19 protein-coding genes and 1 tRNA gene are annotated in these 23,159 nt (G+C 71.0%); 15 read left to right on the forward strand and 5 right to left on the reverse strand.

Annotated elements, in window-relative coordinates; translation table 11 throughout:
- Positions 1 to 63 precede the first annotated feature (63 nt).
- Positions 64 to 357, forward strand: coding sequence for a YciI family protein (locus tag ACH3VR_RS04655; protein WP_396639577.1), 294 nt, complete (start codon positions 64 to 66; stop codon positions 355 to 357).
- A complete protein-coding gene (locus ACH3VR_RS04660; protein ID WP_396639578.1) occupies positions 354 to 719 on the forward strand; it encodes a YciI family protein in 366 nt (121 codons plus the stop codon). Before ACH3VR_RS04655 ends, ACH3VR_RS04660 begins: the two co-directional genes overlap by 4 nt.
- Before the next feature lie 44 nt (positions 720 to 763).
- On the opposite strand, the gene ACH3VR_RS04665 is transcribed toward ACH3VR_RS04660, so the two are convergent.
- Positions 764 to 2,068, reverse strand: a complete 1,305-nt coding sequence (locus ACH3VR_RS04665; protein WP_396639579.1) for an MFS transporter — start codon at positions 2,066 to 2,068, stop codon at positions 764 to 766.
- A 57-nt stretch (positions 2,069 to 2,125) separates the two neighbouring features.
- Positions 2,126 to 3,592, reverse strand: a complete 1,467-nt coding sequence (locus tag ACH3VR_RS04670) for a sugar porter family MFS transporter (protein WP_396639580.1) — start codon at positions 3,590 to 3,592, stop codon at positions 2,126 to 2,128.
- Positions 3,593 to 3,684: 92 nt separating this feature from the next.
- Between ACH3VR_RS04670 and rsmA the strand changes: the two genes are divergently transcribed.
- Both rsmA and ACH3VR_RS04680 read left to right on the forward strand, forming a co-directional pair.
- A complete protein-coding gene (gene rsmA, locus ACH3VR_RS04675) occupies positions 3,685 to 4,524 on the forward strand; it encodes a 16S rRNA (adenine(1518)-N(6)/adenine(1519)-N(6))-dimethyltransferase RsmA (protein WP_396639581.1) in 840 nt (279 codons plus the stop codon).
- Positions 4,525 to 4,674: 150 nt separating this feature from the next.
- Positions 4,675 to 5,619, forward strand: coding sequence for a phosphodiesterase (locus ACH3VR_RS04680; RefSeq protein ID WP_396639582.1), 945 nt, complete (start codon positions 4,675 to 4,677; stop codon positions 5,617 to 5,619).
- On the opposite strand, the gene ACH3VR_RS04685 is transcribed toward ACH3VR_RS04680, so the two are convergent.
- Positions 5,567 to 7,153 (reverse strand): stealth family protein, encoded by a 1,587-nt coding sequence (locus ACH3VR_RS04685; RefSeq protein WP_396639583.1) that lies wholly within the window; start codon positions 7,151 to 7,153, stop codon positions 5,567 to 5,569. The two genes, ACH3VR_RS04680 and ACH3VR_RS04685, sit on opposite strands and share 53 nt — an antisense overlap.
- 174 nt (positions 7,154 to 7,327) lie before the next feature.
- Here ACH3VR_RS04685 and ACH3VR_RS04690 point away from each other — a divergent pair, with 174 nt between their 5' ends.
- The 4 genes from ACH3VR_RS04690 to ACH3VR_RS04705 are packed head-to-tail and all read left to right on the forward strand — an operon-like array spanning position 7,328 to position 11,660.
- Positions 7,328 to 8,395, forward strand: coding sequence for an aldo/keto reductase (locus tag ACH3VR_RS04690; protein WP_396639584.1), 1,068 nt, complete (start codon positions 7,328 to 7,330; stop codon positions 8,393 to 8,395).
- Positions 8,392 to 9,324: a 4-(cytidine 5'-diphospho)-2-C-methyl-D-erythritol kinase gene (locus ACH3VR_RS04695; RefSeq protein WP_396639585.1), complete on the forward strand. Its 933-nt coding sequence runs from the start codon at positions 8,392 to 8,394 to the stop codon at positions 9,322 to 9,324. Before ACH3VR_RS04690 ends, ACH3VR_RS04695 begins: the two co-directional genes overlap by 4 nt.
- Before the next feature lie 25 nt (positions 9,325 to 9,349).
- Positions 9,350 to 10,660 (forward strand): GNAT family N-acetyltransferase, encoded by a 1,311-nt coding sequence (locus ACH3VR_RS04700; protein ID WP_396639586.1) that lies wholly within the window; start codon positions 9,350 to 9,352, stop codon positions 10,658 to 10,660.
- 22 nt (positions 10,661 to 10,682) lie between these two features.
- Entirely contained in the window at positions 10,683 to 11,660 is a 978-nt protein-coding gene (locus tag ACH3VR_RS04705; RefSeq protein ID WP_396639587.1) for a zinc-binding dehydrogenase, read from the forward strand.
- Positions 11,661 to 11,676: 16 nt separating this feature from the next.
- Here the strand turns inward: ACH3VR_RS04705 and ACH3VR_RS04710 are convergent, their stop codons facing one another.
- Together ACH3VR_RS04710 and ACH3VR_RS04715 are read right to left on the reverse strand one after the other, a co-directional pair.
- Positions 11,677 to 13,467 (reverse strand): ABC-F family ATP-binding cassette domain-containing protein, encoded by a 1,791-nt coding sequence (locus ACH3VR_RS04710; RefSeq protein ID WP_396639588.1) that lies wholly within the window; start codon positions 13,465 to 13,467, stop codon positions 11,677 to 11,679.
- Positions 13,467 to 13,973 (reverse strand): MarR family winged helix-turn-helix transcriptional regulator, encoded by a 507-nt coding sequence (locus tag ACH3VR_RS04715; protein ID WP_396639589.1) that lies wholly within the window; start codon positions 13,971 to 13,973, stop codon positions 13,467 to 13,469. The genes ACH3VR_RS04710 and ACH3VR_RS04715 overlap by 1 nt, the downstream gene beginning before the upstream one ends.
- 98 nt (positions 13,974 to 14,071) lie before the next feature.
- On the opposite strand from ACH3VR_RS04715, the gene ACH3VR_RS04720 reads away from it, so the two are divergent.
- The 7 genes from ACH3VR_RS04720 to ACH3VR_RS04750 all read left to right on the forward strand — a co-directional run bounded on the left by ACH3VR_RS04720 (position 14,072) and on the right by ACH3VR_RS04750 (position 22,563).
- Positions 14,072 to 14,143, forward strand: a tRNA-Gln gene (locus ACH3VR_RS04720).
- Between the two features lies 1 nt (position 14,144).
- Positions 14,145 to 15,605, forward strand: a complete 1,461-nt coding sequence (gene glmU / locus ACH3VR_RS04725; protein ID WP_396639590.1) for a bifunctional UDP-N-acetylglucosamine diphosphorylase/glucosamine-1-phosphate N-acetyltransferase GlmU — start codon at positions 14,145 to 14,147, stop codon at positions 15,603 to 15,605.
- Complete coding sequence (locus ACH3VR_RS04730) at positions 15,580 to 16,614, forward strand: ribose-phosphate diphosphokinase (protein WP_396639591.1); 1,035 nt, start codon at positions 15,580 to 15,582, stop codon at positions 16,612 to 16,614. The genes glmU and ACH3VR_RS04730 overlap by 26 nt, the downstream gene beginning before the upstream one ends.
- A 189-nt stretch (positions 16,615 to 16,803) precedes the next feature.
- On the forward strand, positions 16,804 to 19,512 hold the full coding sequence (locus ACH3VR_RS04735; protein ID WP_396639592.1) for a cation-translocating P-type ATPase: 2,709 nt from the start codon (positions 16,804 to 16,806) through the stop codon (positions 19,510 to 19,512).
- Between the two features lie 110 nt (positions 19,513 to 19,622).
- Positions 19,623 to 20,117: an FMN-binding protein gene (locus ACH3VR_RS04740; protein ID WP_396639593.1), complete on the forward strand. Its 495-nt coding sequence runs from the start codon at positions 19,623 to 19,625 to the stop codon at positions 20,115 to 20,117.
- Positions 20,114 to 20,989 carry an FAD:protein FMN transferase gene (locus ACH3VR_RS04745; RefSeq protein ID WP_396639654.1) on the forward strand — a complete coding sequence of 292 codons (876 nt, stop codon included), beginning with the start codon at positions 20,114 to 20,116 and terminating at the stop codon, positions 20,987 to 20,989. The genes ACH3VR_RS04740 and ACH3VR_RS04745 overlap by 4 nt, the downstream gene beginning before the upstream one ends.
- On the forward strand, positions 20,986 to 22,563 hold the full coding sequence (locus ACH3VR_RS04750) for an FAD-dependent oxidoreductase (protein WP_396639594.1): 1,578 nt from the start codon (positions 20,986 to 20,988) through the stop codon (positions 22,561 to 22,563). The genes ACH3VR_RS04745 and ACH3VR_RS04750 overlap by 4 nt, the downstream gene beginning before the upstream one ends.
- Positions 22,564 to 23,159: the final 596 nt, after the last annotated feature.

Raw genomic sequence — 23,159 nt, forward strand, 5'->3', positions numbered from 1 at the left:
CTTCATGACGGACGCGTCCGCATCGACGCTGCCGCCGGGCGAGGAGCAGCGCATGCATGATTGGTGGACGAGGCCACGGATCGACTCCGCGTCGGCGCCCCCATCGGCGGCGCCGAGCACGCGAAGGCCGTGGCCGTGCGCGACGGCCGGTTGCTCGTCACCGACGGGCCATTCCCCGAGTTCAAGGAGTGGTTCGCGGGCTTCGCGCTCATCGACGCCGCCTCGATCGACGATGCCGTCGGGCTCATGGCGCAGCATCCCTCCGCCGTGCTCGGGCGGATCCTCGTCGCCCCCGTCGTACGACTTCCCTGGCAGCACGACCCACAGACCCTTTCACCCCAAGGAGAATCCTCATGACCACCCAGCAGTTCCTCGTGATCCACATGACCGACGCGACCGCCTCGACGACTCTTCCCCAGGACGAGGACCGGCGGATGCTCGATTCCTGGGCGCAGGAGGGGATGGATGCCGGCACCCTCGGCATCGGCGCTCCCGTCGCCGGACGCGACCAGGCCAAGTCGGTCGTCGTCCGCGAGGGCCGCACGATCGTCACCGACGGTCCGTTCCCCGAGTTCAAGGAGTGGTTCGCCGGCTACGACCTGCTCGAGGCGGAGTCGATCGACGAGGCCGCGGCGTACATGGCGAAGCACCCGACCGCGGTGCTCGGCCGCGTCCTGATCCTGCCCGTCGTCAAGCTCCCGTGGGAGCAGGACGACTGATCCGGCGGTCTCGCGAGTGGAGGAGGCGGGTCGCGGCGCGGGGTTCAGTCCGGCAGCGGCATCCCGCCGGCGCCCGGCTCCTCCTCTTCCGCGACACGATCGGCCTCCTCCGCATCGAGCACGGGCTTGGCCGCGGCGATGTGCGAGATCGACCGCCACACGATCGCGAGCGTGATCGCGGAGCCCCCGAACGCGAACCACCACGGCGCCGTCAGGCCCCACGCCTGGGCGAGCACGCCGCCGATGAACTGGCCGATCACGAGCCCGCCGAACACGCCGACCATGTTGACGGAGGCGATGCGGCCCTGCAGCTCCATCGGCACGAGGCGCTGGCGGACGGTCGTGGAGATCGTGCCCCACACGAACGCGTAGAGGCCGAAGCCGAACATGATGACGAACGCGACAATCGGTGACGTCGTCAGCGCGAAGCTCAGGTGCATGAGCACCTCGAGCGAGAGGCACACGCGCATGAGCGTCGCGAACGACACGTGCTTCTCGAGCCAGCCGAAGCTGAAGACCGCGATGATGCCGCCGAGCGCCGACGCCGTCGTGAGCGCGCCGTAGCCGACGGGCCCCATGCCGAGGTGCTCGGTCGCGTAGAGCACGAGGACGCCCCAGGGCGCCGCCCACGTGATGTTGAAGACGAGGATGATGATCACGAGAGTGCGGACCGGCGCGTTGTGGCGCAGCCACCGCAGGCCCTCGCGGATGGCGTGCACCTTCGTCCCCGGGGACGCTTCGGGATGCTCCGGCACGGGCGTGCGCGCGATGCGCGAGATGAGCAGCACGGCCAGCGCGACGCAGACCGCCTGCAGGACGAAGGGCCAGAACGACCCGAGCGCGAAGAGGAAGGCGCCGAGCGGCGGCCCCGCGAGCTGGTTGGCGATGAGGTAGCCCGCCTGCATGCGCGCGTTGCCGATGCCGAGATCGGCGGGCTTCACGAGCATCGGCAGCAGCGTGCTGCCCGCCGAGTCGGCGAACACCTCCGCCGTCCCGTAGAGGAACGACACGGCGAGCACGAGCCAGACCGTCGCCTGCCCCGTGACGAGGAAGACGACGAGGGCGAGGACGACCACTCCGCGCAGCCCGTTGGCGATCATGACGAGCCGGCGGCGATCGTGGTGGTCGGCGACGGCCCCCGCGAGGAGGCCGAACAGCAGCCACGGCAGGAACTGCATCATCGCGCCGGCGGCGACGAGGATCGGCGACGACGTGAGCGAGGCGATCAGCAGCGGCGCGGCGGCGAGGGCGATGCCGTCGCCGAGGTTGCTCGTCCACGACGACGCGAGCAGCCAGCGGAAGTCCGTCCCGAGGCGACGCGGTGCGATGAGGTCGCCGAGGGAAGGCATCCGCCCATCCTAGGAGCGGCTTTCGACACGCTCGTGGGATCTGATCCGCGGATGAGGTCAGGCGTTCCCGGCGGTCTGCGCCTTCTTGCGGACGAAGAGCGTCTCGGTCTGCTCGATGTCCATGCCCTTCGTCTCGGGCACGCGCCACGCGACGTAGACGAAGGAGAGGGCGGCGAAGAGGGCGTACATGCCGTACGTGAGCGGCAGCGACCACTCGCTCATGGCGGGGAAGCTCACCGTGATGAGGAAGTTCGCGATCCACTGCGCACCGGCGGCGACGCCGAGCGCCTTGCCGCGGATGCGGCTCGGGAAGATCTCGCCGAGGAGCACCCAGACCAGCGGTCCCCACGACGCGCCGAAGCCGATGACGAAGACGTTCGCGGCGACGAGCGCGACCGGACCCCACGGGGCGGGGAGCACGACGGCGCCGGACGAATCGGTCGTCGAGAACAGGAACGAGATCGCCATCAGCCCGAGCGACAGGGTCATCATCACCGACCCTGTGAGGAGGATCGGCTTGCGCCCGATGCGGTCGACGAGGAAGATCGCGACGAGCGTCACGAGGACGTTGACGATCGACGTGATGACGCTGATGGTGAACGAGTTCGACTCGTCGAAGCCGACGGAGCTCCAGAGGCTCGTCGAGTAGTAGAAGATCACGTTGATGCCGACGAACTGCTGGAACACCGACAGGATGATGCCCACCCACACGATGCGCTGAAGACCGAGCACCGGCCCCCGGATCGAGACGCCCGCGTTCTTGCGGTCGGTCTCGATCGCGGTCTGGAGGTCACGCACCGTCTGGTCGAGGTCTGCGGGCGGCACGAGCCGCTCGAAGATCGCGCGCGCCTCGTCGTAGCGGCCCTTCGCCAGCAGATAGCGCGGGGACTCCGGCACCGTGAAGGAGAGGATGCCGTACACGGCGGACGGGATCACTCCGACCAGGAACATCCACCGCCACGCCTCGAGCCCGAACCACAGCGGCTCGTCGGGTCCGCCGGCAGCGTTCTGCAGCAGCGCGTCGCTGAGGAGTGCCGCGAAGATGCCGAGCGTGATCGCGAGCTGCTGCAGCGACGCGAGGCTCCCGCGCACCTGCCGCGGCGCGATCTCGGCGATGTAGGCGGGGGCGACGACGGAGGCGATGCCGATGCCGAGGCCGCCGATGACGCGCCAGAAGGCGAGGTCCCACACCGAGAAGCAGAAGCCGGCGCCGAGCGAGCTCGCGAAGAACATGACGGCGCCGAGGAACATGACGCGCAGCCGGCCGAAGCGGTCGGAGAGATTGCCCGCGATGACCGCGCCGACGGCGCAGCCGAGCAGCGCGATCGCGACGACGAACCCCGTCACGACGGCGTTGAGCCCGAAGTCCTGCTGGATCGAGTCGACGGCGCCGTTGATGACGGAGGAGTCGAAGCCGAACAGGAAGCCGCCCACGGCGGCGGCGACGGAGAGGCCGATCGCCCTGCGGCCGTAGGGGCTGCGGAGCGAGAACGCGTCCGCCGGGATGCTTCCGGTGGTGTTCATTCTCCAGACGCTAGACCCGGGGCAGACGCGGGTCGAGGGTGCCACGCGCACCGACCCGGGCAACCGGCGCGGCGATCGCTACAGTTGCACGCATGCCTGTCAGCCTGCTCGGCGCCGCCGAGATCCGCGCGCTCGCGGCCGAACTCGACGTCACGCCGACCAAGAAGCTGGGCCAGAACTTCGTCGTCGATGCCAATACCGTGCGCAAGATCGTGCAGGTCGCGCGCGTCGAAGAGGGCGACCGCGTCGTCGAGGTCGGACCGGGTCTCGGCTCGCTGACCCTCGCGATCCTCGAGGCCGGCGCATCCGTCACGGCCGTCGAGATCGACCACCGCCTCGCCGAGCGCCTGCCCGCGACCGCGGCTCAGCACGGCGTCGCAGACGGCGCGCTGACGGTCGTCGACGCCGACGCACTGCGCGTGCGAGAGCTGCCCGGCGACCCGACGGTGCTCGTGGCGAACCTGCCCTACAACGTCAGCGTCCCCGTGCTCCTGCACTTCCTCGAGACGTTCCCGCACCTCGATCGCGGCGTGGTCATGGTGCAGGCGGAGGTGGGGGAGCGGCTCGCGGCCCCGCCCGGGTCGAAGGTCTACGGAGCGCCAAGCGTCAAGGCCGCCTGGTACGGCCCGTGGCGGCTCGCCGGCAGGGTGTCGCGGCAGGTGTTCTGGCCCGTCCCCAACGTCGACAGCGTGCTCGTCGGATTCCAGCGCGACCCCGAGCCGCGGGGGAGCGAGGAGCTGCGCCGTCGCACGTTCGCGATCGTCGACGCCGCGTTCCAGCAGCGCCGCAAGATGCTGCGCCAAGCGCTGTCGCCCGTGCTCGGCGGCTCCGCGGCCGCAGCATCCACGGTTCTGGAGGCGGCCGGAGTCGCGCCGACGGCGCGCGGCGAGCAGCTCTCGATCGACGACTTCGTCAGGATCGCCCGCGTCTGACCCGGCGCGAACCTGAGCGTCGAATACGGGTTTCCCGCACGTTCACGCAGTGTTGGCGCCGGTGTCCCGAAACATGCCGGTAACATTTCCGGGATGCGCCGACCGGCGCGCGCGGCGACCGACGACCCGCGCACAGGGAGACGAAAGACCATGCGGACCGCCGAACACCCGGCCCCCGAACGGATCCTGCTCCACCTCAGCGACACGCACCTGCGTACCGCCGGCTCGCGACTGTTCGACACCGTCGATTCGACCGAGCGCCTCGCGCGGGCGCTCGCCGCGATCGAGGGGACCGGCATCCGTCCCGACGCCCTCGTCTTCACGGGCGACCTCGCCGACTGGGGCGAGCGCGACGCCTACGTCGCGATCCGCGAGCTCGTGGAGCCGTTCGCGGCGCGCCTCGGCGCGCCCGTGCTGTGGGTCATGGGCAACCACGACGATCGTGCGGGCTTCCGCGAGCACCTGCTCGGCGAGGTCGGGATCGATCCCGTCGACCGCGTCGACGAGCTCGACGGCCTGCGCGTCGTCACCCTCGACACGACGGTGCCCGGTCACCACCACGGGGAGCTGCGCGATGAGCAGCTCGCATGGCTGGGCGAGGTGTTGGCTGTGCCCGCGCCCCTCGGCACGATCCTCGCGATGCACCACCCGCCCGTGCCCAGCGTCCTCGCCCTCGCCGCGAGCGTCGAGCTGCGCGATCAGGCGCACCTGGCCGCCGTCCTCCGCGGCACGGATGTGCGCGCCATCATCGCCGGCCACCTGCACTACTCGACGTTCGCGACGTTCGCCGGCATCCCCGTCTCGGTCGCCTCGGCGACCTGCTACACGCAGGACCTGACGGTGCCCACGGGCGGCACGCGCCCGCAGGACGGCTCGCAGTCGTTCAACCTCGTGCACGTCTACGACGACACGGTCGTCCATTCCGTCGTGCCCGTGGACGCGCCGCTGCCGCTCGAGCACATCGACGCACAGGAGTCCCTGCGCCGGCTGGCGCTCGCGGGCATCGCGCCCGCGGCATCCCGCCTCGCGGCGCCTGCCCCGTTCAGCGACGTGCGGAAGGATGCGCCGACCGAGCCGCTTCCTGTGCTGCGCTGAGCTCGGCCCGCTCCCACGGCGCCCGCACGGGGAACATGCGCTCGAGCGTCGCGCGCAGCGTCTCGACGCGCACTTCCTCCGGCAGCTCCTTCTCGCCGCCGTCGTTGAGGCAGAACATGTCGACGTCGCGCCGCTTCGCGAGCGACTCCATGCGCCCCAGCGACGCGGCCTGCGTCGTCTGGATGTAGCGGGTGCGGGGCCGACGGGTCGTGACGGCGCGCCCCGTCATGAGCGCGAAGTAGTGGTACAGGCAGTTGGTCACCGAGATGTCGGTCGCGGCGCGGAATCGGGATGCCGCGGTGCGGGCGAAGTCGTCGGGGAACTGCCGCTCCAGCTCGGTCATGACGCTGCGCCGCAGCGGTGTCGCGCAGTGCTCGAGGTCGCGCACGATCGTGCGACCGAACCGCTCCCGGAGCAGATCGCGGTTGACCCGCAGAGCGTTGTCGTGACCGCTGCGGTGCGCGGCCGCCGCACCGGTGCCGATGCGCACCTCGCATTCGACGAACTTCGTGATGCCCGCGGGCGTGAAGAACAGCTCGGGCTCGACGGACCGGCCGAAGAACATGTCGTCGTTCGAGTAGAGGAAGTGCTCCGCGAGCCCGTCGATGCGGTGCAGCTGCGACTCGACGGCGTGCGAGTTGTGCGTCGGCAGCACCGACGGGTCGGCGAAGAACTCCTCGCTGCGCACGATGGTGACCTTGGGGTGGCCCTGGAGCCAGGCGGGCGCAGGGGAGTCGGTCGCGATGAAGATGCGCCGCACCCAGGGCGCGTACATGTGCACGCTGCGCAGCGCGTAGCGCAGTTCGTCGACGTGCCGGTAGCGCGCCGGTCCCTCGTCGCCCTCGCCCACGACGTATCCCGCCATGCGGGCGGCGCGCTGACGCTGGAACTCGGTCGACGAGCCGTCGACCCACGAGAAGACGATGTCGACGTCGGCCGTGAACTCGTCGGGCTGCGCGTCGAACATGCCGGCGATCGTGCGCCATGATCGGCCGTGCTGCACGACCGACGAGAAGGCGAGATCGGATGCCGCGGTCACGCGCCGGGTCAGGACGTTGGCGTTCGGGGCCTCCACGACGTCGTCGCCGAACCGCCAGAACTCCAGGCGCGCGCCGTTCGAGGCCCCGTATCGAAGGTCGCCTCGGCGCGTGACGCGCGGCCGGTACACGCGCCACGACGACGGCTCGGCGCCGGGGAGGGTGGCATCGGTCGCGAGCACGGCGGTGCCGCCCCGCCGCTTGACGTACATCGGCTCGTCGCGCCCCAGCCCGCGCAGCGCGTCGAATGCGGCATCCCGCGCCGCGATGTCGACGACGAGGGCCGGCAGCGACCGCTCGTGACGGATGAGGGTGATCTCGACGCCGGCCTTCTCGAGCGTCTCGGCGACCAGCAGGAGGTCGGAGATGCGCGCCTCGTGGGGCGTCACGCTGTCGTGCACGACGTGCAGCACGCCGCGGTCGAGGACGACGTCAGGCCTGGTGAGCAAAGCGGTCCACGGATGCTGCGCGGCGGGCAGCGCCGACAGTGACGGCATGGCGTCCTCCTTCGAGTGAGCGTGAGATCGGGGCGAGGCGGGGGAGTGTCCGGCCACCCTATGCAGAGGTTGTTACGGGTTCGTTTCCCTCGCGAGACCCTTGACACGACGACATCGGGATGCCGCGCCGCAACGGGCTGACCGCGGCCGCCGTGCGAGCGCTAGCCTCGAACGGTGACCGACGAATCGCCCTACCGTTCCCGCGGCGGAGACCTCCACCGCCCCTACGCCGCCGCCGACGACCGCTACGACTCGTCCGAGTACCGGCGCGTCGGCTCGTCGGGCCTGCTGCTGCCGCCGATCTCGCTCGGACTGTGGTGGAACTTCGGTGACAACATCCCATTCGATCGCCAGCGCGAGGTGCTTCGTCACGCGTTCGACAAGGGGATCACCCACTTCGACCTCGCGAACAACTACGGCCCGCCGTACGGGTCGGCCGAGACGAACTTCGGCCGCATGATGCGCGAGGACTTCGCGCGCTACCGCGACGAGCTGATCATCTCGTCGAAGGCCGGCTACGACATGTGGCACGGCCCCTACGCGAACGGCGGGCCGCGCAAGTACCTCATCGCGAGCGCCGACCAGTCGCTCACGCGGATGAACCTCGACTACGTCGACGTCTTCTACTCGCACCGCTTCGACCCCGACGTGCCGCTCGAGGAGACGATCGGCGCGCTCGACACGCTCGTGCGCCAGGGCAAGGCGCTCTATGTCGGCATCTCGTCGTACAGCGCGGAGCGCACGGCCGTGGCATCCGCCATCGCACGCAGCCTCGGCACGCCGCTGGTCATCCACCAGCCGTCGTACTCGATCCTCGACCGCTGGATCGAGGACGGTCTGACGGGCGTCCTGAAGCAGGAGGGTCTTGGCGCGATCGCCTTCGTCCCCCTCGCCCAGGGGCTCCTGACGAACAAGTACCTCGGCGACGGCACGGCCGATCGCAGCCAGAATCGCGCGTCGCTCCCGGGCAGGCGGCTCAGCGACAAGGCGTTGTCGGCCCTGCGCAGCCTCGACGTCATCGCGAACGAGCGTGGGCAGACGCTCGCCCAGATGGCGATCCAGTGGGTGCTGCGCGATCCGGTGGTGGCCTCGGCCCTCATCGGCGCGTCGTCGACGGCGCAGCTGGACGAGAACATCGCAGCGCTCGGCGGACCCGGCTTCACGACCGAGGAGCTGGAGCGCATCGACGCTCTCGCCGACTCGATCGACGTCGACCTCTGGGCGGAGTCGGCCACCTCGTGAGCCACGCGCACGTCGCCGATCGCGTGCACGTCCGCGCCCCCGGGAAGATCAACCTCTTCTTCCAGGTCGGCGATGTGCAGGACGACGGATACCACGACGTCGCCTCGGCCTATCAGGCCGTGTCGCTCTACGAGGATGTCTGGGCCGAGCACTCCGACGGCTTCTCGATCACGGTCAGCGGCACCGTCGACGTCGCGGGCGTGCCCGCCGATGACCGCAACCTCGCGCTGCGCGCGGCGCGGCTCGTCGCGCAGCGCGCGGGGTACGAGTCCGGTGTGCACCTCGAGATCGTCAAGCACGTGCCGGTCGCGGGCGGCATGGGAGGGGGCTCGGCGGATGCCGCAGCCGCCCTCCTCGCGTGCGACCAGCTGTGGGGCACCGACCTCGGAGGCCAGGAGCTGCAGCGACTCGCGGCGCGCCTGGGCGCCGACGTGCCGTTCTCGCTCCTCGGCGGCACGGCGATCGGCACCGGCCGCGGCGACCAGCTGAGCCCCGCCCTCGCGAAGGGGCGATTCGACTGGGTCATCGTCCCGTCGGACGAGGCGGGCCTGTCGACACCAGAGGTGTACCGCCACCTCGATCGCCTGCGCGAGGACCGCGCCGCGGACATCGCACCGCCGGTGCGCTCGCCCGCCGTCGACCCCGCCGTGCTGCAGGCGCTCCGGGCCGGCGACGCGGCGGTGCTCGCCGAGTGCGTGCGCAACGACCTGCAGGCGGCGGCCCTGTCGCTGCGGCCGTCGCTGCGCGCCGCTCTCGAGCTGGGCGACGAAGCCGGGGCGCTCGCCGGCATGGTTTCGGGGTCGGGCCCGACCCTCGCCTTCCTCACGGCAGGACCTGAGGCGGCGCTCGAGCTGCAGGTCAGCCTCTCGGCATCGGGTCTCACCGCCCTCCACGTGCACGGCCCGGTCCCGGGCGCCCGCATCCTCTGACGGCCGGAATCGAAGGAGCTCCACCATGGACGACCTCGCCGCGCGCCATCACGACGCGCCCGTCGACGAGGAGTCGCGGGCCGCTCTGGCCGCTCAGGATCTCGAACTGCGCATCGTCGCCAACGACGACGCCGACGGCGTCGTCGAGTGGCTCCGGGCGATGGAGCGCGGATTCCTCGCCTCCGAGCCGAAGGAGGAGCACACGCGCGCCGTCGCCGAGCGGATCGTGCAGCGCCGGCTCGCCGGGGTCTTCGATGCCTCGGGCCCCCTGCCCGGCCTGCCGATCGGCACGTTCGCGTCGTGGGTGGGCGAGCTGACGGTGCCGGGCGGGGGCGGCATCCCGTCCTGCGCCATCAGCATGGTCACGGTCGCGCCGACGCACCGCCGGCGCGGACTGCTGCGCTCGATGATGGCGGGCGAGCTGCGCGTCGCGCACGAGCTCGGCGTGCCGATGGCGATGCTCACCGTGAGCGAGTCGACGATCTACGGCCGGTTCGGGTTCGCTTCCGCCGCCTACAGCGCGCGCGGGCGCATCGACACGACCCGCGTGCGGTGGACGGGTCCTGCGACGCCGGGCCGCATCGACTTCATCACGCGCGAGCGTTTCCGCGAGGTAGCCCCCGACCTGCACGATCGCGCGCGGCGGGCCATGCCGGGCGAGATCGCGATGCCCGTCGGGCACTGGGACCGCTTCGCGGGCACGCGGCCCGACGCCGAGCATCCCGAGCGGATCCGCGCCCTGCAGTACACCGATGCCGCGGGCGAGCTGCAGGGCGTCGCGCTGTACACGGTGCGCGAGAACGAGGCGGATTTCCCGCGGTCGAAGGCCCATCTGCTCCGCCTCGTCGCCGCCACCGCCGATGCGTACGCCGCGCTCTGGCGCTTCGTGCTCGAGCTCGACCTCATCGGCGAGGTGGAGGCCTCGGAGCTCGCTGTCGAGGAGCCGGTCTTCTGGATGATCGGCGACCGGCGGGCCGCGACGGTGACCGTGCGCGACCACCAGTACCTCCGCATCCTGGACGTGCCCGCGGCGCTGACGGCACGCCGCTACGCGGCATCCGGCTCCGTCGTGCTCGACGTGACCGACCCGTTCGGGTTCGCGGAGGGCCGCTGGCTGCTCGAGGTCGACGCCGACGGCACGGCGACGGTCTCGACGGACATCCCCGAAGGGCTGCCGGTCGTGCGGCTCGGCGTCGCTGAGCTGTCCGCCGCGTACCTCGGGTCGGTGTCGCTCGCGACGCTCACCGCAGCGGGCCGGGTCGAGGCGACGGACGTGTTCGCCGCTGCGCGCCTGTTCGCGTGGCCGGTGCCCGCGCGGTTGAGCTTCTGGTACTGACGCGATCCTCAGAGGAGATCCCATGCGCGCACTCATCCACCACTCGTTCGGCGATCCTGCCGAGGTCCTCGCCGTCGAAGAGGTGCCGACTCCCGAGCCCGGGCCCGGTCAGGCGCTCGTGCGCATGGTGCTCTCGCCGATCCACAACCACGACCTCTGGACGGTGCAGGGAACGTACGGATACAAGCCCGAGCTTCCCGCGCGCGCCGGTACCGAGGCCGTGGGCGTCGTCGAGGCGGTCGGGGCGGGTGTCACCGGCCTGACGCCGGGCCGGCGCGTCGCCACCGGCGGCACCTTCGGCGTGTGGGCCGAGCGGTTCGTCGCCTCGGCGGCGGGCCTGATCCGCGTGCCGGACGGGCTGAGCGACGAGACGGCCGCGCAGCTCGTGTCGATGCCGTTCAGCGCGATCGCCCTGCTCGACCACCTCGACCTCCGCGAGGGCGAATGGTTCGTGCAGAACGCCGCGAACGGCGCCGTCGGCCGGCTCCTCGCGCAGCTCGCCGCCGCCCGCGGCGTGGAGGTCGTGGGCCTGGTGCGCCGCTCCGCGGGCGTGGACGAGCTCGCCGCCCAGGGCATCCGTCGTGTCGTCGCGACCGATCACGACGGATGGCGCGATGAGGTGCTCGAGATCACGGGCGGCAAGCCGATCACCGCAGGAGTCGACTCGGTCGGCGGTACGGCGAGCGGCGACGTGCTCTCGCTCCTCGCCGAGAACGGCACGCTCGTCGTGTTCGGTGCGATGGCCTCGCCCGTCATGCAGCTCGGCTCCGGCGATGTCATCTTCAAGCAGGCCACAGTGAAGGGCTTCTGGGGGAGCAGGGTCAGCGCCACCATGGATCCGCAGCGGCGGGCCGCGCTCCTCGGCGAGCTCCTCGAGCGCATCCGTTCGGGCGCGCTCACGCTGCCCGTGCACGCCACCTACTCGTTCGACGACATCGCGCTCGCCGCGCGCGCGAACTTCGAGCCCGGCCGTGCCGGCAAGGTGCTGCTCCGGCCCTGATCCGAGGGCCGAGGGGTCAGGCCTCGAGCGCCTCGCTGAGCTCGAGCCAGCGCTCCTCGAGCGTCGCCTGCTCATCGGCGAGCGTCGCGCGCTCGGACTGCAGCGCCGTGAGGCGCGCGTAGTCGTCGTGCGCGTCGGCGAACCGGGTGTCGAGCGCCCCGATCGACGCGGTGAGCTTCTCGAGGCGGCGGTCGATCGACGACAGCTCCTTCTCGGCCGCGCGGCGGTCCGCGCCGGAGAGACTCGGAGATGCCGCGGCCGGCGTCGCGGTCAAGGCAGGCTCGACCCGGTTCTTCTGCACCGTGCGCAGCCGCAGGTATTCGTCCACGCCGCCGGGGAGGTGGCGGAGGTGCCGGTCGAGGATCGCGTACTGCTGGTCGGTCACGCGCTCGATGAAATAGCGGTCGTGCGACACGACGATGAGCGTGCCCGGCCACGAGTCGAGGAGGTCTTCCAGCGCCGCGAGCATGTCGGTGTCGAGGTCGTTCGTCGGCTCGTCGAGGATCAGCACGTTCGGCTGCTCGAGGAGGATCAGAAGCAGCTGCAGTCGGCGCTGCTGCCCACCGGAGAGGTCTTTCACGGGCGTCGAGAGCTGCGCCGACTGGAAGCCCATGCGCTCGAGCAGCTGACCAGGCGTGAGCTCCTGCGCCTTGGAGCCGGTGCCGAACGTGTAGCTCGTGCGCAGGCGCGAGACGACGATGCGCACCGGCTCGTCGAGGTAGGGGTCGAGGTCGTCGAGCCGCTGTGTGAGGGTCGCGACCTGCACGGTCTTGCCGCGCTTCACCCGGCCTTCCGTCGGCTCGACGGTGCCCGCGATGAGCCCCAGCAGCGTCGACTTGCCGGCGCCGTTCACGCCGAGGATGCCGGTGCGCTCGCCGGGCGCGAGGCGCCACTCGACGTCCTTCAGGATCGGGCGGTCGTAGTCGACGCTGACGTCGAGGAGGTCGACGACGTCTTTGCCGAGCCGGTTCACGGCGAGCGACTGCAGCGCGACCTTGTCGCGGATCTCGGGCACGTCGGCGATGAGCGCGTTCGCCGCGTCGATGCGGAACTTCGGCTTCGACGTGCGCGCGGGCGCGCCGCGGCGCAGCCACGCGAGCTCCTTGCGGGCGAGGTTCTGGCGCCGCGCCTCGATCGAGGCGGCCTGCCGGTCGCGCTCGACGCGCTGCAGGATGTACGCCGCGTAGCCGCCCTCGAACGGCTCGACGATGCGGTCGTGCACCTCCCACGTCGCGGTGCAGACCTCGTCGAGGAACCACCGGTCGTGCGTCACGACGAGGAGCGCTCCGCTGCCGCGCGCCCAGCGCGTCTTCAGGTGCTCGGCGAGCCACGAGATCGCCTCGACGTCCAGGTGGTTGGTCGGCTCGTCGAGCGCGAGCACGTCCCAATCGCCGGCGAGCAGCTTCGCGAGCGCGACGCGGCGGCGCTGCCCGCCGGACAGGTTCGTGACGGAGGCCTCCCAGTCGAGGTCGGCGAGGAGCCCCGCGATGACGTCGCGGACGCGGGCATCTCCCGCCCACTCGTGATCGGCGGCGTCGCCGACGACGGCCTCACGGATCGAGTGCGTGTCGTCGAGCGTGTCGCCCTGGTCGAGCACGCCGACACGCACGCCGCCGCGGACCGTGACGCGTCCGCCGTCGGGTTGGATCCTGCCCGCGAGCATCGCCAGCAGCGAGCTCTTGCCGTCGCCGTTGCGGCCGACGATGCCGATGCGGTCGCCCTCGTCGACGCCGAGCGAGACGGAGTCGAAGACGACCTTCGTGGGGAACTCGAGGTGCAGCGCCTCGCCGCCGAGCAGGTGCGCCATCAGCCCTCGCCCACATCGAAGCCGAGGCTCAGCTTGCGCAGCAGGCCCGCGAGCCGTTCGCGGTCGCCGCGCGAGAGGCTCGCCAGCAGCAGTGACTCGGCATCCACCAGGCGCGTGATCGCGGCATCCACTCTGGTTCTCCCGTCTTCGGTGAGGGTGACCAGGATGCTGCGCCCGTCGTCGGGGTCCTGCTCGCGTCGCACGAGCCGGCGGCCGACGAGCCGGTCGATGCGGTTGGTCATCGTGCCGCTCGAGACGAGCGTCTGCTGCAGCAGCTGCTTGGGGCTCAGCTGGAAGGGCTCGCCCGCGCGGCGGAGCGCCGACAGGACGTCCCACTCCCACGGCTCCAGCTCGCTGCGGCGGAACGCGTCGCGCCGCGCGCGGTCGAGGTGCCGCGAGAGGCGGTCGACGCGCGAGAGCACTTCGAGGGGCGAGAAGTCGAGGTCGGGTCGCTGCAGGATCCACGCCTCGACGATCCGATCGACCTCGTCCGCCTCTGCTGCCATCCCTCCATTATCGAGGGGCTCCACCCGCCCGCCTGCCCCTGGTCCGTCCGCTCGCCATGGCAGACTTGTCGAGGCCTCGGCGTCCGAGTCGCGGCCGGTCCGCCGTGGTGTAATGGCAGCACGACAGCCTTTGGAGCTGTGAGGTCTAGGTTCGAGTCCTGGCGGCGGAGCATGACCGATACGCAGCTCGCTGTCGTCGTCCTGGCCGCAGGCCAGGGCACCCGCATGAAGTCGGCGCTCCCCAAGGTGCTGCACGGCATCGGCGGGCGCCCGCTCGTCGGGCATGTGCTCGACACCGCTCAGGGCCTCGCGCCGGCCCGCGTGCTCGTCGTCGTGCGGCACGAGCGCGACCTCGTCGCGTCGGCCGTGCTCGACGCGCACCCCGAGGCGACCGTCGTCGATCAGGACGAGGTGCCCGGCACGGGCCGCGCCGTCGAGATCGCGCTCGCGGAGCTCGGCGACTTCGACGGCGACGTGCTCGTGCTGAGCGGCGACGTGCCGCTCCTCGACGGCGCGACGCTCACGACGCTGGTATCGACGCACCGCGGCTCGGGCGCCGCCGTCACGGTCATGAGCGCCGTCGTCGACGACGCGACCGGCTACGGCCGCGTCATCCGCGGCGGCTCCGGAAACCTCGAGCGCATCGTGGAGCAGAAGGATGCCACCCCCGACGAGGCATCCGTCACCGAGATCAACGTCGGCGTCTACGTCTTCCGCGCAGGCGACCTGCGCACGCACATCGCGCTCGTCGGCACCGCCAACGCGCAGGGCGAGAAGTATCTCACCGACGTCGTGGGCCTGCTCCACGACTCGCGCCTGCCGGTCGCCGTCTCGACGGCTCCGGATGCCGCAGCCGCGCTCGGCGTCAACGACCGCGTGCAACTGGCCGAGGCGGCTCGCACGCTGAACGCCCGCACGGTGCGCCGCTGGCAGCTCGAGGGCGCGACGATCCTCGACCCCGCGACGACGTGGATCGACGTGACCGCGAAGCTCGCGCCCGACGTCACGGTGCTGCCGAACACGCACATCCTGCGTGCGACCGTGGTCGACGAGGGGGCTGTGATCGGGCCCGACACGAGCCTCGTCGACTGCGAGGTGGGCGAGGGGGCGGTCGTGACGCGCACCGACGCGACGCTCGCCGTCATCGGCGCGGGCGCGAACGTCGGCCCGTTCGCCTACCTCCGGCCGGGCGCGATTCTGGGCGCCAAGGGCAAGATCGGCACGTTCGTCGAGGTGAAGAACTCGACGATCGGCGAGGACAGCAAGGTGCCGCACCTCTCCTACATCGGCGACTCGACCATCGGCCGCCACGTCAATCTCGGCGCGGGCGCCATCACGGCGAACTACGACGACCTCGCGAAGCACCGCACCGAGATCGGCGACGAGGTGCACTCCGGGTCGCACAACGTCTTCGTCGCGCCCGTTAGGGTAGGAGACGGCGCGAAGACCGGGGCCGGGGCGGTCATCCGCAAGGATGTGCCGGCCGGTGCACTCGCTCTGAGCGTCGCCCCTCAACGGAACATCGAGGGGTGGGTGGAGAAGAACCGACCGGGCACCGGCGCCGCCGATGTGGCAGCGCGAGCCCGGTCCGCACAGAAGGCGGGCGATGGCGCGCAAGACGAAGACGGTTGACCTTGACCGCGACAACGACATCGCACCCGGCCTCGTCGCCAAGACGAAGAAGCGGCTCGTCGTCGCATCGGGTCGTTCGCACCCCGCCCTGTCCGCCGACGTCGCCGCGTCTCTCGGCACGCAGCTCGTGCCGACGGAGTACCGGACGTTCGCGTCCGGGGAGATCCTGACCCGTTTCGAGGTCTCCATCCGCGGCTGCGACTTCTTCCTCATCCAGAGCTTCGGCCCACCCGTCAACGAGTGGCTCATGGAGACGCTCATCATGCTCGACGCCGCCAAGCGCGCGTCGGCGAAGCGCATCACGGTCGTGGCTCCGTACTACCCGTATTCGCGCCAGGACAAGAAGGGCCGCGGCCGCGAGCCCATCAGCGCGCGCCTCGTCGCCGACCTCCTCAAGACGGCGGGCGCCGACCGCGTCATGAGCGTCGACCTGCACGCGGCGCAGATCCAGGGATTCTTCGACGGTCCCGTCGACCACCTCTTCGCCAAGCCCGTGTTGCTCGACTACTTCGAGCGCACGCTCTCGCGGGAGGACCGCGAGAAGCTCACCGTCGTCTCGCCCGACACGGGCCGCGTTCGCGTCGCCGACACCTGGTCGGACAGCCTCGACGCGCCGCTCGCGATCATCCACAAGCGCCGTGACCCCAACGTCGCCAACCAGGTGACGGTCAACGAGATCGTCGGCCAGGTCGACGGTCGCGTGTGCCTCCTCGTCGACGACATGATCGACACGGGCGGCACGATCGTGAAGGCCGCCGAGGCGCTCAAGGCCAACGGTGCCGAGCGTGTCATCGTCGCCGCGACGCACCCGATCTTCTCGCACCCCGCCGCCGAGCGGCTGCAGAGCGCGGCGATCGACGAGGTCGTCGTGACCGACACGATCCCGCTGCCCGCCGAAAAGCGCTTCGCGTCGCTCACGGTTCTGCCGATCGCGCCGCTGCTCGCACGCGCGATCCACGAGGTGTTCGAGGACGGCTCGGTCACGAGCATGTTCGACGGCGCGGCCTGACCCTTCCGCCACCCCAACGCACCCGTTCGGTTGCGGCGATTCGTCGACGGCGCCGCCAATCGGCGCAACTGAAGGCACTCGGGCTTGTTCGGTTGCGCCGATTCGTGGAGGGCGCCGCGAATCGGCGCACGTGAATCTGCCGACGGCGGCGGGCGTGCTTTAGCCTGACCCTGTCGAAGGGAGCCTCGCATGGCAGCTCAGGTCACCGAAGCGGATCTCGTCGTCGCGCGCCCGTTCGCGCTCGGGGTCGACGAGGTCGCGCGCGAGCTGCGCAGCGACGAACGCGGACTCACGACCGACGACGCCGTGAGCCGGCTCCAGCTCGTCGGGCGCAACGAGCTTCCGGAGCCCAAGCGCAAGCCCGCGATCGTGCGGTTCCTCGCGCACTTCAACGATACCCTCATCTACATCCTGATCGCCGCGGCCGTCATCAAGGCCGTGATGGGGGACTGGCTCGACTTCTGGGTGATCATGGCGGTCGCGATCATCAACGCGATCGTCGGCTACATCCAGGAAGGGCGCGCCGAGAAGGCTCTCGCCGGCATCAGGGGGATGCTGTCGGCGGATGCCTCGGCCCGGCGCGACGGCGGATGGGCGACCGTTCCCGCCGCCGAACTGGTGCCGGGAGACGTCATCCGCCTCATGCCCGGCGACAAGGTGCCCGCCGACGTGCGGCTCATCCAGGCGTTCCAGCTGCGCATCGACGAATCGGCCCTCACGGGGGAGTCGGTGCCCGCGTCGAAGGAGGTCGACCCCGTCGCGGCGGAGGCCGGCGTCGGCGACCGGTCGTCGATGGCGTTCTCGGGCACGATCGTGTCGGCGGGACAGGGACGCGGCATCGTGACCTCGACGGGCACCACGACCGAGATCGGAAAGATCCAGAGCCTCGCCGACGAGGCGGGATCGCTCGCGACGCCTCTCACGCAGCAGCTCGACTCATTCGGACGGGTCCTGACGGTGGTCATCCTGGGCATGGCCGCCGTCATGCTCCTGATCGGCCGCTTCCTCCACCAGATGCCGTTCGACGAGCTCATCTCGGCGGCGATCGGATTCGCCGTCGCGGCGATCCCCGAGGGTCTGCCGGCGCTCGTCACGATCACCCTTGCGCTCGGCGTGCAGCAGATGGCCCGGCGCAATGCGATCACCCGCAAGCTCCCCGCCGTCGAGGCGCTCGGCTCGGTCACGACGGTGTGCTCCGACAAGACCGGCACCCTGACCAAGAACGAGATGACGGTGCGACGCATCGTGACGCCGATCGCAGCGTACGACGTCACGGGACTCGGCTACGACCCGGCCGGCGAGATCCGCCCCGTCGGCGATGCTCGCGTGGGGGGCGACCTGACGGCGGTCCTCGCGGTCGCGCTGCTGTGCAACGACGCGCACATCGTGCGCGGCGGCCCTTCGACAGGCTCAGGTCAGGCGCTGTGGCAGCTCGTCGGCGAGCCCACCGAGGGCGCGCTCAAGGTCGTCGCCATGAAGGGGCGCCTCGACGCGGGCGGCTCGACGCGCGTCGGGGTCATCCCGTTCGACTCGGCCAACAAGTTCATGGCGACGCTCAACCAGGGCGCTGACGGCTCGCGGGCGATCCTCGTGAAGGGCGCCCCCGATCGGCTGCTCGAGCGCTCCGCGACGCAGCGCGGCGCGGCCGGAGCGGAGTCCCTCGACATCGTCCGCTGGGAGGCCGTCATCGACGAGCTGAGCGCGCAGGGGCTGCGCGTGCTCGCCGCGGCGCGCAAGCCTGTCCCGGCGAGCGTCGACGGCATCGGGATCGACGACCTCGAGGGCCTCGAGTTCCTCGGGGTGTGGGGCATCGTCGACCCGCCGCGCCCCGAGGCGATCGACGCGATCGCCGACTGCCACACGGCCGGCATCAAGGTGAAGATGATCACCGGCGACCACGCCGGCACGGCACTCGCGATCGGCCGCGAGATGGGCCTTGTGCGCGGCGAGGACGTGCGCGTGCTCACGGGCGCCGACCTCGAGGCACTGACCCAGGAGCAGCTCAAAGAGGTCGTGCGAGACGTCGACGTCTACGCGCGCACGAGCCCCGAGCACAAGATCCGCATCGTGCGGGCGCTGCAGTCGCACGGCGAAGTGGTCGCGATGACAGGCGACGGCGTCAACGACGCCCCCGCGCTCACGCGCGCGAACGTCGGCATCGCGATGGGCATCAAGGGCACCGAGGCGACGAAGGAGGCCGCCGAGGTCGTCCTCGCCGACGACAACTTCGCGACGATCCGCAGCGCGATCGCCGAGGGCCGGCGCATATACGACAACCTGCGCAAGTCGATCGTCTTCCTCCTGCCGACCAACGGCGCGCAGTCGCTCGTGATCCTCGTCGCCGTCGTGTTCGGGCTCACGCTGCCGCTGACCTCGGTGCAGGTGCTGTGGGTCAACATGGTGACGGCCGTCACGCTGTCCCTCGCCCTCGCCTACGAGCCCGCCGAGAAGGGCATCATGACGCGCCCGCCGCGACGCACCGGCGGGCCGATCATCAACGGCAGCGAGCTCGCCTTCGTGCTCATCGTGTCGGTCGTCATCGGCGGCGCGACGATGGGCGTCTTCTACGGCGTCAACGCCGCCGGCGTCGACGTCGCGTACGCCCGCACCGAGGCGGTCCTCATGCTCGCGCTCGGCCAGCTCGCGTACCTGCTCAACTGCCGCTTCATGTCGCGCTCGAGCATCACCGGCGACGTCTTCCGCGGCAACCGCATGATCTGGATCTCGGCGGGTGCGCTCATCGTGCTGCAGCTGATCTTCACGTACGTGCCCGTCATGAACACGCTCTTCGAGTCGGAGCCGCTGGCCGCGGCATCCTGGATCCTCCCCGTCGTCCTCTCGATCGCCATCTTCTTCATCGTCGAGGTGCTCAAGGCGGTGTTCCGTCGTCGTCGCTGATGCATGCGGCTGCATTCAAAGGACCTTCATAGCCTGAACCGGACGGTCGCCTGAGTCGTGTCCCATAACGTGGCAAGTACGCCGCGAGGCACGACAGAAGGAGGACCATCATGATCCGCACCACCGCCGTACCCCGCCCGCTCCGCGTCGGCGCCGCCGTCGTCGGTGTCGCGGGAGCGATCGCCCTGGCGGGCTGTTCCGCGACCGACTCGAGCGCGACCGCCGACACCGGCTCCAGCGACACGGGCACCACCACGACCGACTCCGGTTCGAGCTCGACCACGACCGACTCCGGTTCGAGCACCGGCGGCTACGCCGACGGCACCTACACGGCGGAGGGCTCGTACGCGACGCCCGAGAGCGTCGAGACGATCAGCGTCACCGTGACGCTGAAGGACGACGTCATCACCGACGTCGAGGTCAGCGGCAGCCCTCAGGCCCGAGAGTCGCAGGAGTACCAGAGCAAGTTCATCGGCGGCATCGCCGACGTCGTCGTGGGTCAGGACATCGACTCCCTCTCGGTGAGCCGCGTGGCGGGCTCGTCGCTCACGAGCGGCGGCTTCAACGACGCCATCGAGCAGATCAAGGCCGAAGCGGCAGGCTGATCCCCGTGGCCGGCGCCCAGTCCGCCGTCTGGCGGTTCGACGCGATCGGCACCGTCTGGCAGATCGAGACGCCCTCGCCTCTGCCTGACGACGCGCGGGCCGCCGTCGCGGAGTGCATCGACCGATTCGACGCCGCGTGGTCGCGGTTCCGCGCCGACTCGGTCGTGTCGCGTCTCGCGACATCGGGCGGATCGGAGCCCGCGCCCGTCGACGCGGCGACGATGCTCGACGTGTACGCCGAGCTCTCCGCCGCCACCGACGGCGCAGTCAACCCGCTCGTGGGCGAGACCCTCGCGCGGCGCGGGTACGACGCGACCTACTCGTTCGTCGACCGTGGCGCGATGCCCGCGCCCGCCTGGAAGCGCATCCTCCAGTGGGGCGACGGGCGGCTCGCCCTGAGCGAGCCGGCGGTCGTCGACGTCGGTGCGCTCGGCAAGGGGCGCCTCGTCGACCTCGTGCTCGAGGTGACCTCTGCGTGGGCCGACGGCGACGTCGTCGTCGACGCGGGCGGCGACCTCGCCGTGCGCGGAGGCCCTGAGCGCGTGGGGCTCGAGCATCCCTACGACCCGCGTCGCGCGATCGGGGTGATGGAGGTCCGGGATGCCGCGCTCTGCGCGTCGGCGACCAACCGGCGCGCATGGGGCGACGGCCTGCACCATGTGCTCGACGCGCGGACGGGGCATCCCGTGCGCTCCATCGTCGCGACGTGGGCCGTCGCACCCACCGCGATGCGCGCCGACGCCGCCGCGACGGCGCTCTTCTTCGACGGCGGACCCCGCCTCGCGCACGAGTGGGGCGTCGACTGGGTGCGGATGACCAGCGACGGCCGCGTCGAGTGGTCTCCTGGCAGTAAGGCAGAGTTGTTCAGGTGATCGGATCCCTCACTGCGCTCTGGAACCGCGTGTTCGCGGTGCTGGGTCGTCTCTCGATGTACCGCCTCGCGTTCCTGTGCCTCGTGGCGCTCGCGGGCATCGCCCTCCTGGTCTCGTTCGGGGGCCTTGTGGCTCCGACGTGGTTCGAGCTGCTCGCGACCGCCGCCGTGCTGGCGGGAGTCTGCGCCGCGACGGATGCCGTGGCCCAGTCGATCCTGAAGCTCCCGTGGCGCATCGAGTCGTCGCTCATCACGGCGGGGATCCTGCTGTTCGTCCTGCGGCCCACCGTCGACCTCGTCGCGCTCCTCGGGATCGCGCTCGCCGGCTTCGTGGCATCCGTCTCGAAGTACGTCCTCGCGTGGCGCGGACGCCACATCTTCAACCCGGCGGCGGTCGGCGCCGCCGTGCTCACGATCATCAGCGTGTGGGTTCCCGCGCTCGGCGCGTCGTCGTGGTGGGTGGGCACGCCCGTCCTCGCCGCCCCGGTCGTGGTCCTGGGCGCGCTCGTGCTGCTGCGCACGGAGAAGGTGCGCGTCGTCACGGTCTTCCTCGTCGTCGCGGTCGCCGTCGCCGTGCTGCGCACGTCGGCGCAGTACCAGGCGGCGGGTCTGACCTTCGACGCGTGGACGATGTTCTGGCAGATCCTGTGGGCCTCGCCGTTCCTGTTCCTCGGCGCGTTCATGCTGTCGGAGCCGCTCACGATGCCGCCGCGCCGCTGGCAGCAGTTCACGGTCGCCGGCGTCGTCGGCGTGCTGGCGGGCTGGCCCATCGCGATCGGCGAGGTCACGCTCGGCCAGGAGCGCGCGCTCCTCGTCGGCAACGCCGTCGCGTTCGTCTTCGCGTTCTCGCTGCGCTCGGCCGTCAAGCTGACGCTCGTCTCGCGCACCGAGCTCACCCCGACGGTCAAGCAGCTCACGTTCCGCACGCACGACCGGCTCGCGTTCCTGCCCGGCCAGTACCTCGAGCTCGATGTGCCGCACCGCCATCCCGACGCGCGCGGCACGCGCCGGGAGTTCAGCATCGCATCGGCCCCGGAAGACCTCCCCGAGCTGTCGGTCGCGTTCCGCGAGGTGGCGGGCCCGGGCGTCAAGCCGCAGAGCTCGTACAAGAAGGCGCTCGCCGAGGTGCAGCCGGGCGGCGCGCTCGCCGTGACGGGCGTGTGGGGCGACTTCGTCATGCCCAAGCGCGGCGCAGCGCCGATCCTCATGGTGGCGGCGGGCATCGGCATCACGCCGTTCGTATCGCAGCTGCGCCATCAGCGCCTCGCCGGCGACGACCGCGACGTCGTGCTGGTCTACGTCGCATCGGACGCCTCCGAGCTCGCGTTCCGCGCGGAGCTCGAGGCATCCGGCATCCCGGTCATCATCTTCACGCGCGACCGCCCCGCCGACCTTCCCCGGCACTGGATATGGGCGCGGGGAGTGCGGCTCGACGCCGAGGGCCTGCTGAAGGTCGTGCCCGACATCTCGTCGCGTCACGCGTACATCTCGGGCCCTCCCGGCCTGCTCGCCGAGCTCGCTCCCGCGCTCGAGCGGGCCCGCTCGATCGCGACCGACGCCTTCTCGGGCTACTGACCTGCCCCCAGTTCTCGAGACAGGGGATTCTCGCCGAGCCGCAGGGCGCGGCCCTCTGTTTCGACGAGAACCCCCTGCCTCGACGGCGGAGCGGGTCGAGCGGGGTCGGGATGCCGACGCTGGGGTTCGCCCGCGGCATTGCGCGGGTCTGCGCCGACGACACCCGCAGATCGCCGCGGTGAAGCCGGCGAACGCTGCCTGCGAACGTCGAGACAGGGGATTTCGCCGAGGTCAGGTGGCGTGTCACCCTGTCTCGGCGAGATCCCCTGCCTCGACGGCGGAGTGGGTCGAGCGGCGTCGGGATGCCGACGCTGGGGTTCGCCCGCGGCATTGCGCGGGTCTGCGCCGACGACACCCGCAGATCGCCGCGGTGAAGCCGGCGAACGCTGCCTGCGAACGTCGAGACAGGGGATTTCGCCGAGGTCAGGTGGCGTGTCACCCTGTCTCGGCGAGATCCCCTGCCTCGACGGCGGAGTGGGTCGAGCGGCGTCGGGATGCCGACGCTGGGGCTCGCCCGCGGCATTCTGCGGGTCTGCACCGACGACACCCGCAGATCGCCGCGGCTGAGCGGGACGCTCACGTGCTCGCCCGCGGCA

Origin of the sequence: Microbacterium alkaliflavum, assembly GCF_044325405.1 — a bacterium.
Taxonomy (GTDB): domain Bacteria; phylum Actinomycetota; class Actinomycetes; order Actinomycetales; family Microbacteriaceae; genus Microbacterium; species Microbacterium alkaliflavum.

Coding starts and splice junctions, on each gene's coding strand:
- ACH3VR_RS04700 (WP_396639586.1), top strand. CDS start 9,350: ATGGACGACCTCGCCGCGCGCCATCACGACGCGCCCGTCGACGAGGAG.
- ACH3VR_RS04680 (WP_396639582.1), top strand. CDS start 4,675: ATGCGGACCGCCGAACACCCGGCCCCCGAACGGATCCTGCTCCACCTC.
- ACH3VR_RS04735 (WP_396639592.1), top strand. CDS start 16,804: ATGGCAGCTCAGGTCACCGAAGCGGATCTCGTCGTCGCGCGCCCGTTC.
- ACH3VR_RS04660 (WP_396639578.1), top strand. CDS start 354: ATGACCACCCAGCAGTTCCTCGTGATCCACATGACCGACGCGACCGCC.
- ACH3VR_RS04740 (WP_396639593.1), top strand. CDS start 19,623: ATGATCCGCACCACCGCCGTACCCCGCCCGCTCCGCGTCGGCGCCGCC.
- ACH3VR_RS04710 (WP_396639588.1), bottom strand. CDS start 13,467: ATGGCGCACCTGCTCGGCGGCGAGGCGCTGCACCTCGAGTTCCCCACG.
- ACH3VR_RS04715 (WP_396639589.1), bottom strand. CDS start 13,973: ATGGCAGCAGAGGCGGACGAGGTCGATCGGATCGTCGAGGCGTGGATC.
- rsmA (WP_396639581.1), top strand. CDS start 3,685: ATGCCTGTCAGCCTGCTCGGCGCCGCCGAGATCCGCGCGCTCGCGGCC.
- glmU (WP_396639590.1), top strand. CDS start 14,145: ATGACCGATACGCAGCTCGCTGTCGTCGTCCTGGCCGCAGGCCAGGGC.
- ACH3VR_RS04705 (WP_396639587.1), top strand. CDS start 10,683: ATGCGCGCACTCATCCACCACTCGTTCGGCGATCCTGCCGAGGTCCTC.
- ACH3VR_RS04730 (WP_396639591.1), top strand. CDS start 15,580: ATGGCGCGCAAGACGAAGACGGTTGACCTTGACCGCGACAACGACATC.
- ACH3VR_RS04685 (WP_396639583.1), bottom strand. CDS start 7,153: ATGCCGTCACTGTCGGCGCTGCCCGCCGCGCAGCATCCGTGGACCGCT.
- ACH3VR_RS04670 (WP_396639580.1), bottom strand. CDS start 3,592: ATGAACACCACCGGAAGCATCCCGGCGGACGCGTTCTCGCTCCGCAGC.
- ACH3VR_RS04665 (WP_396639579.1), bottom strand. CDS start 2,068: ATGCCTTCCCTCGGCGACCTCATCGCACCGCGTCGCCTCGGGACGGAC.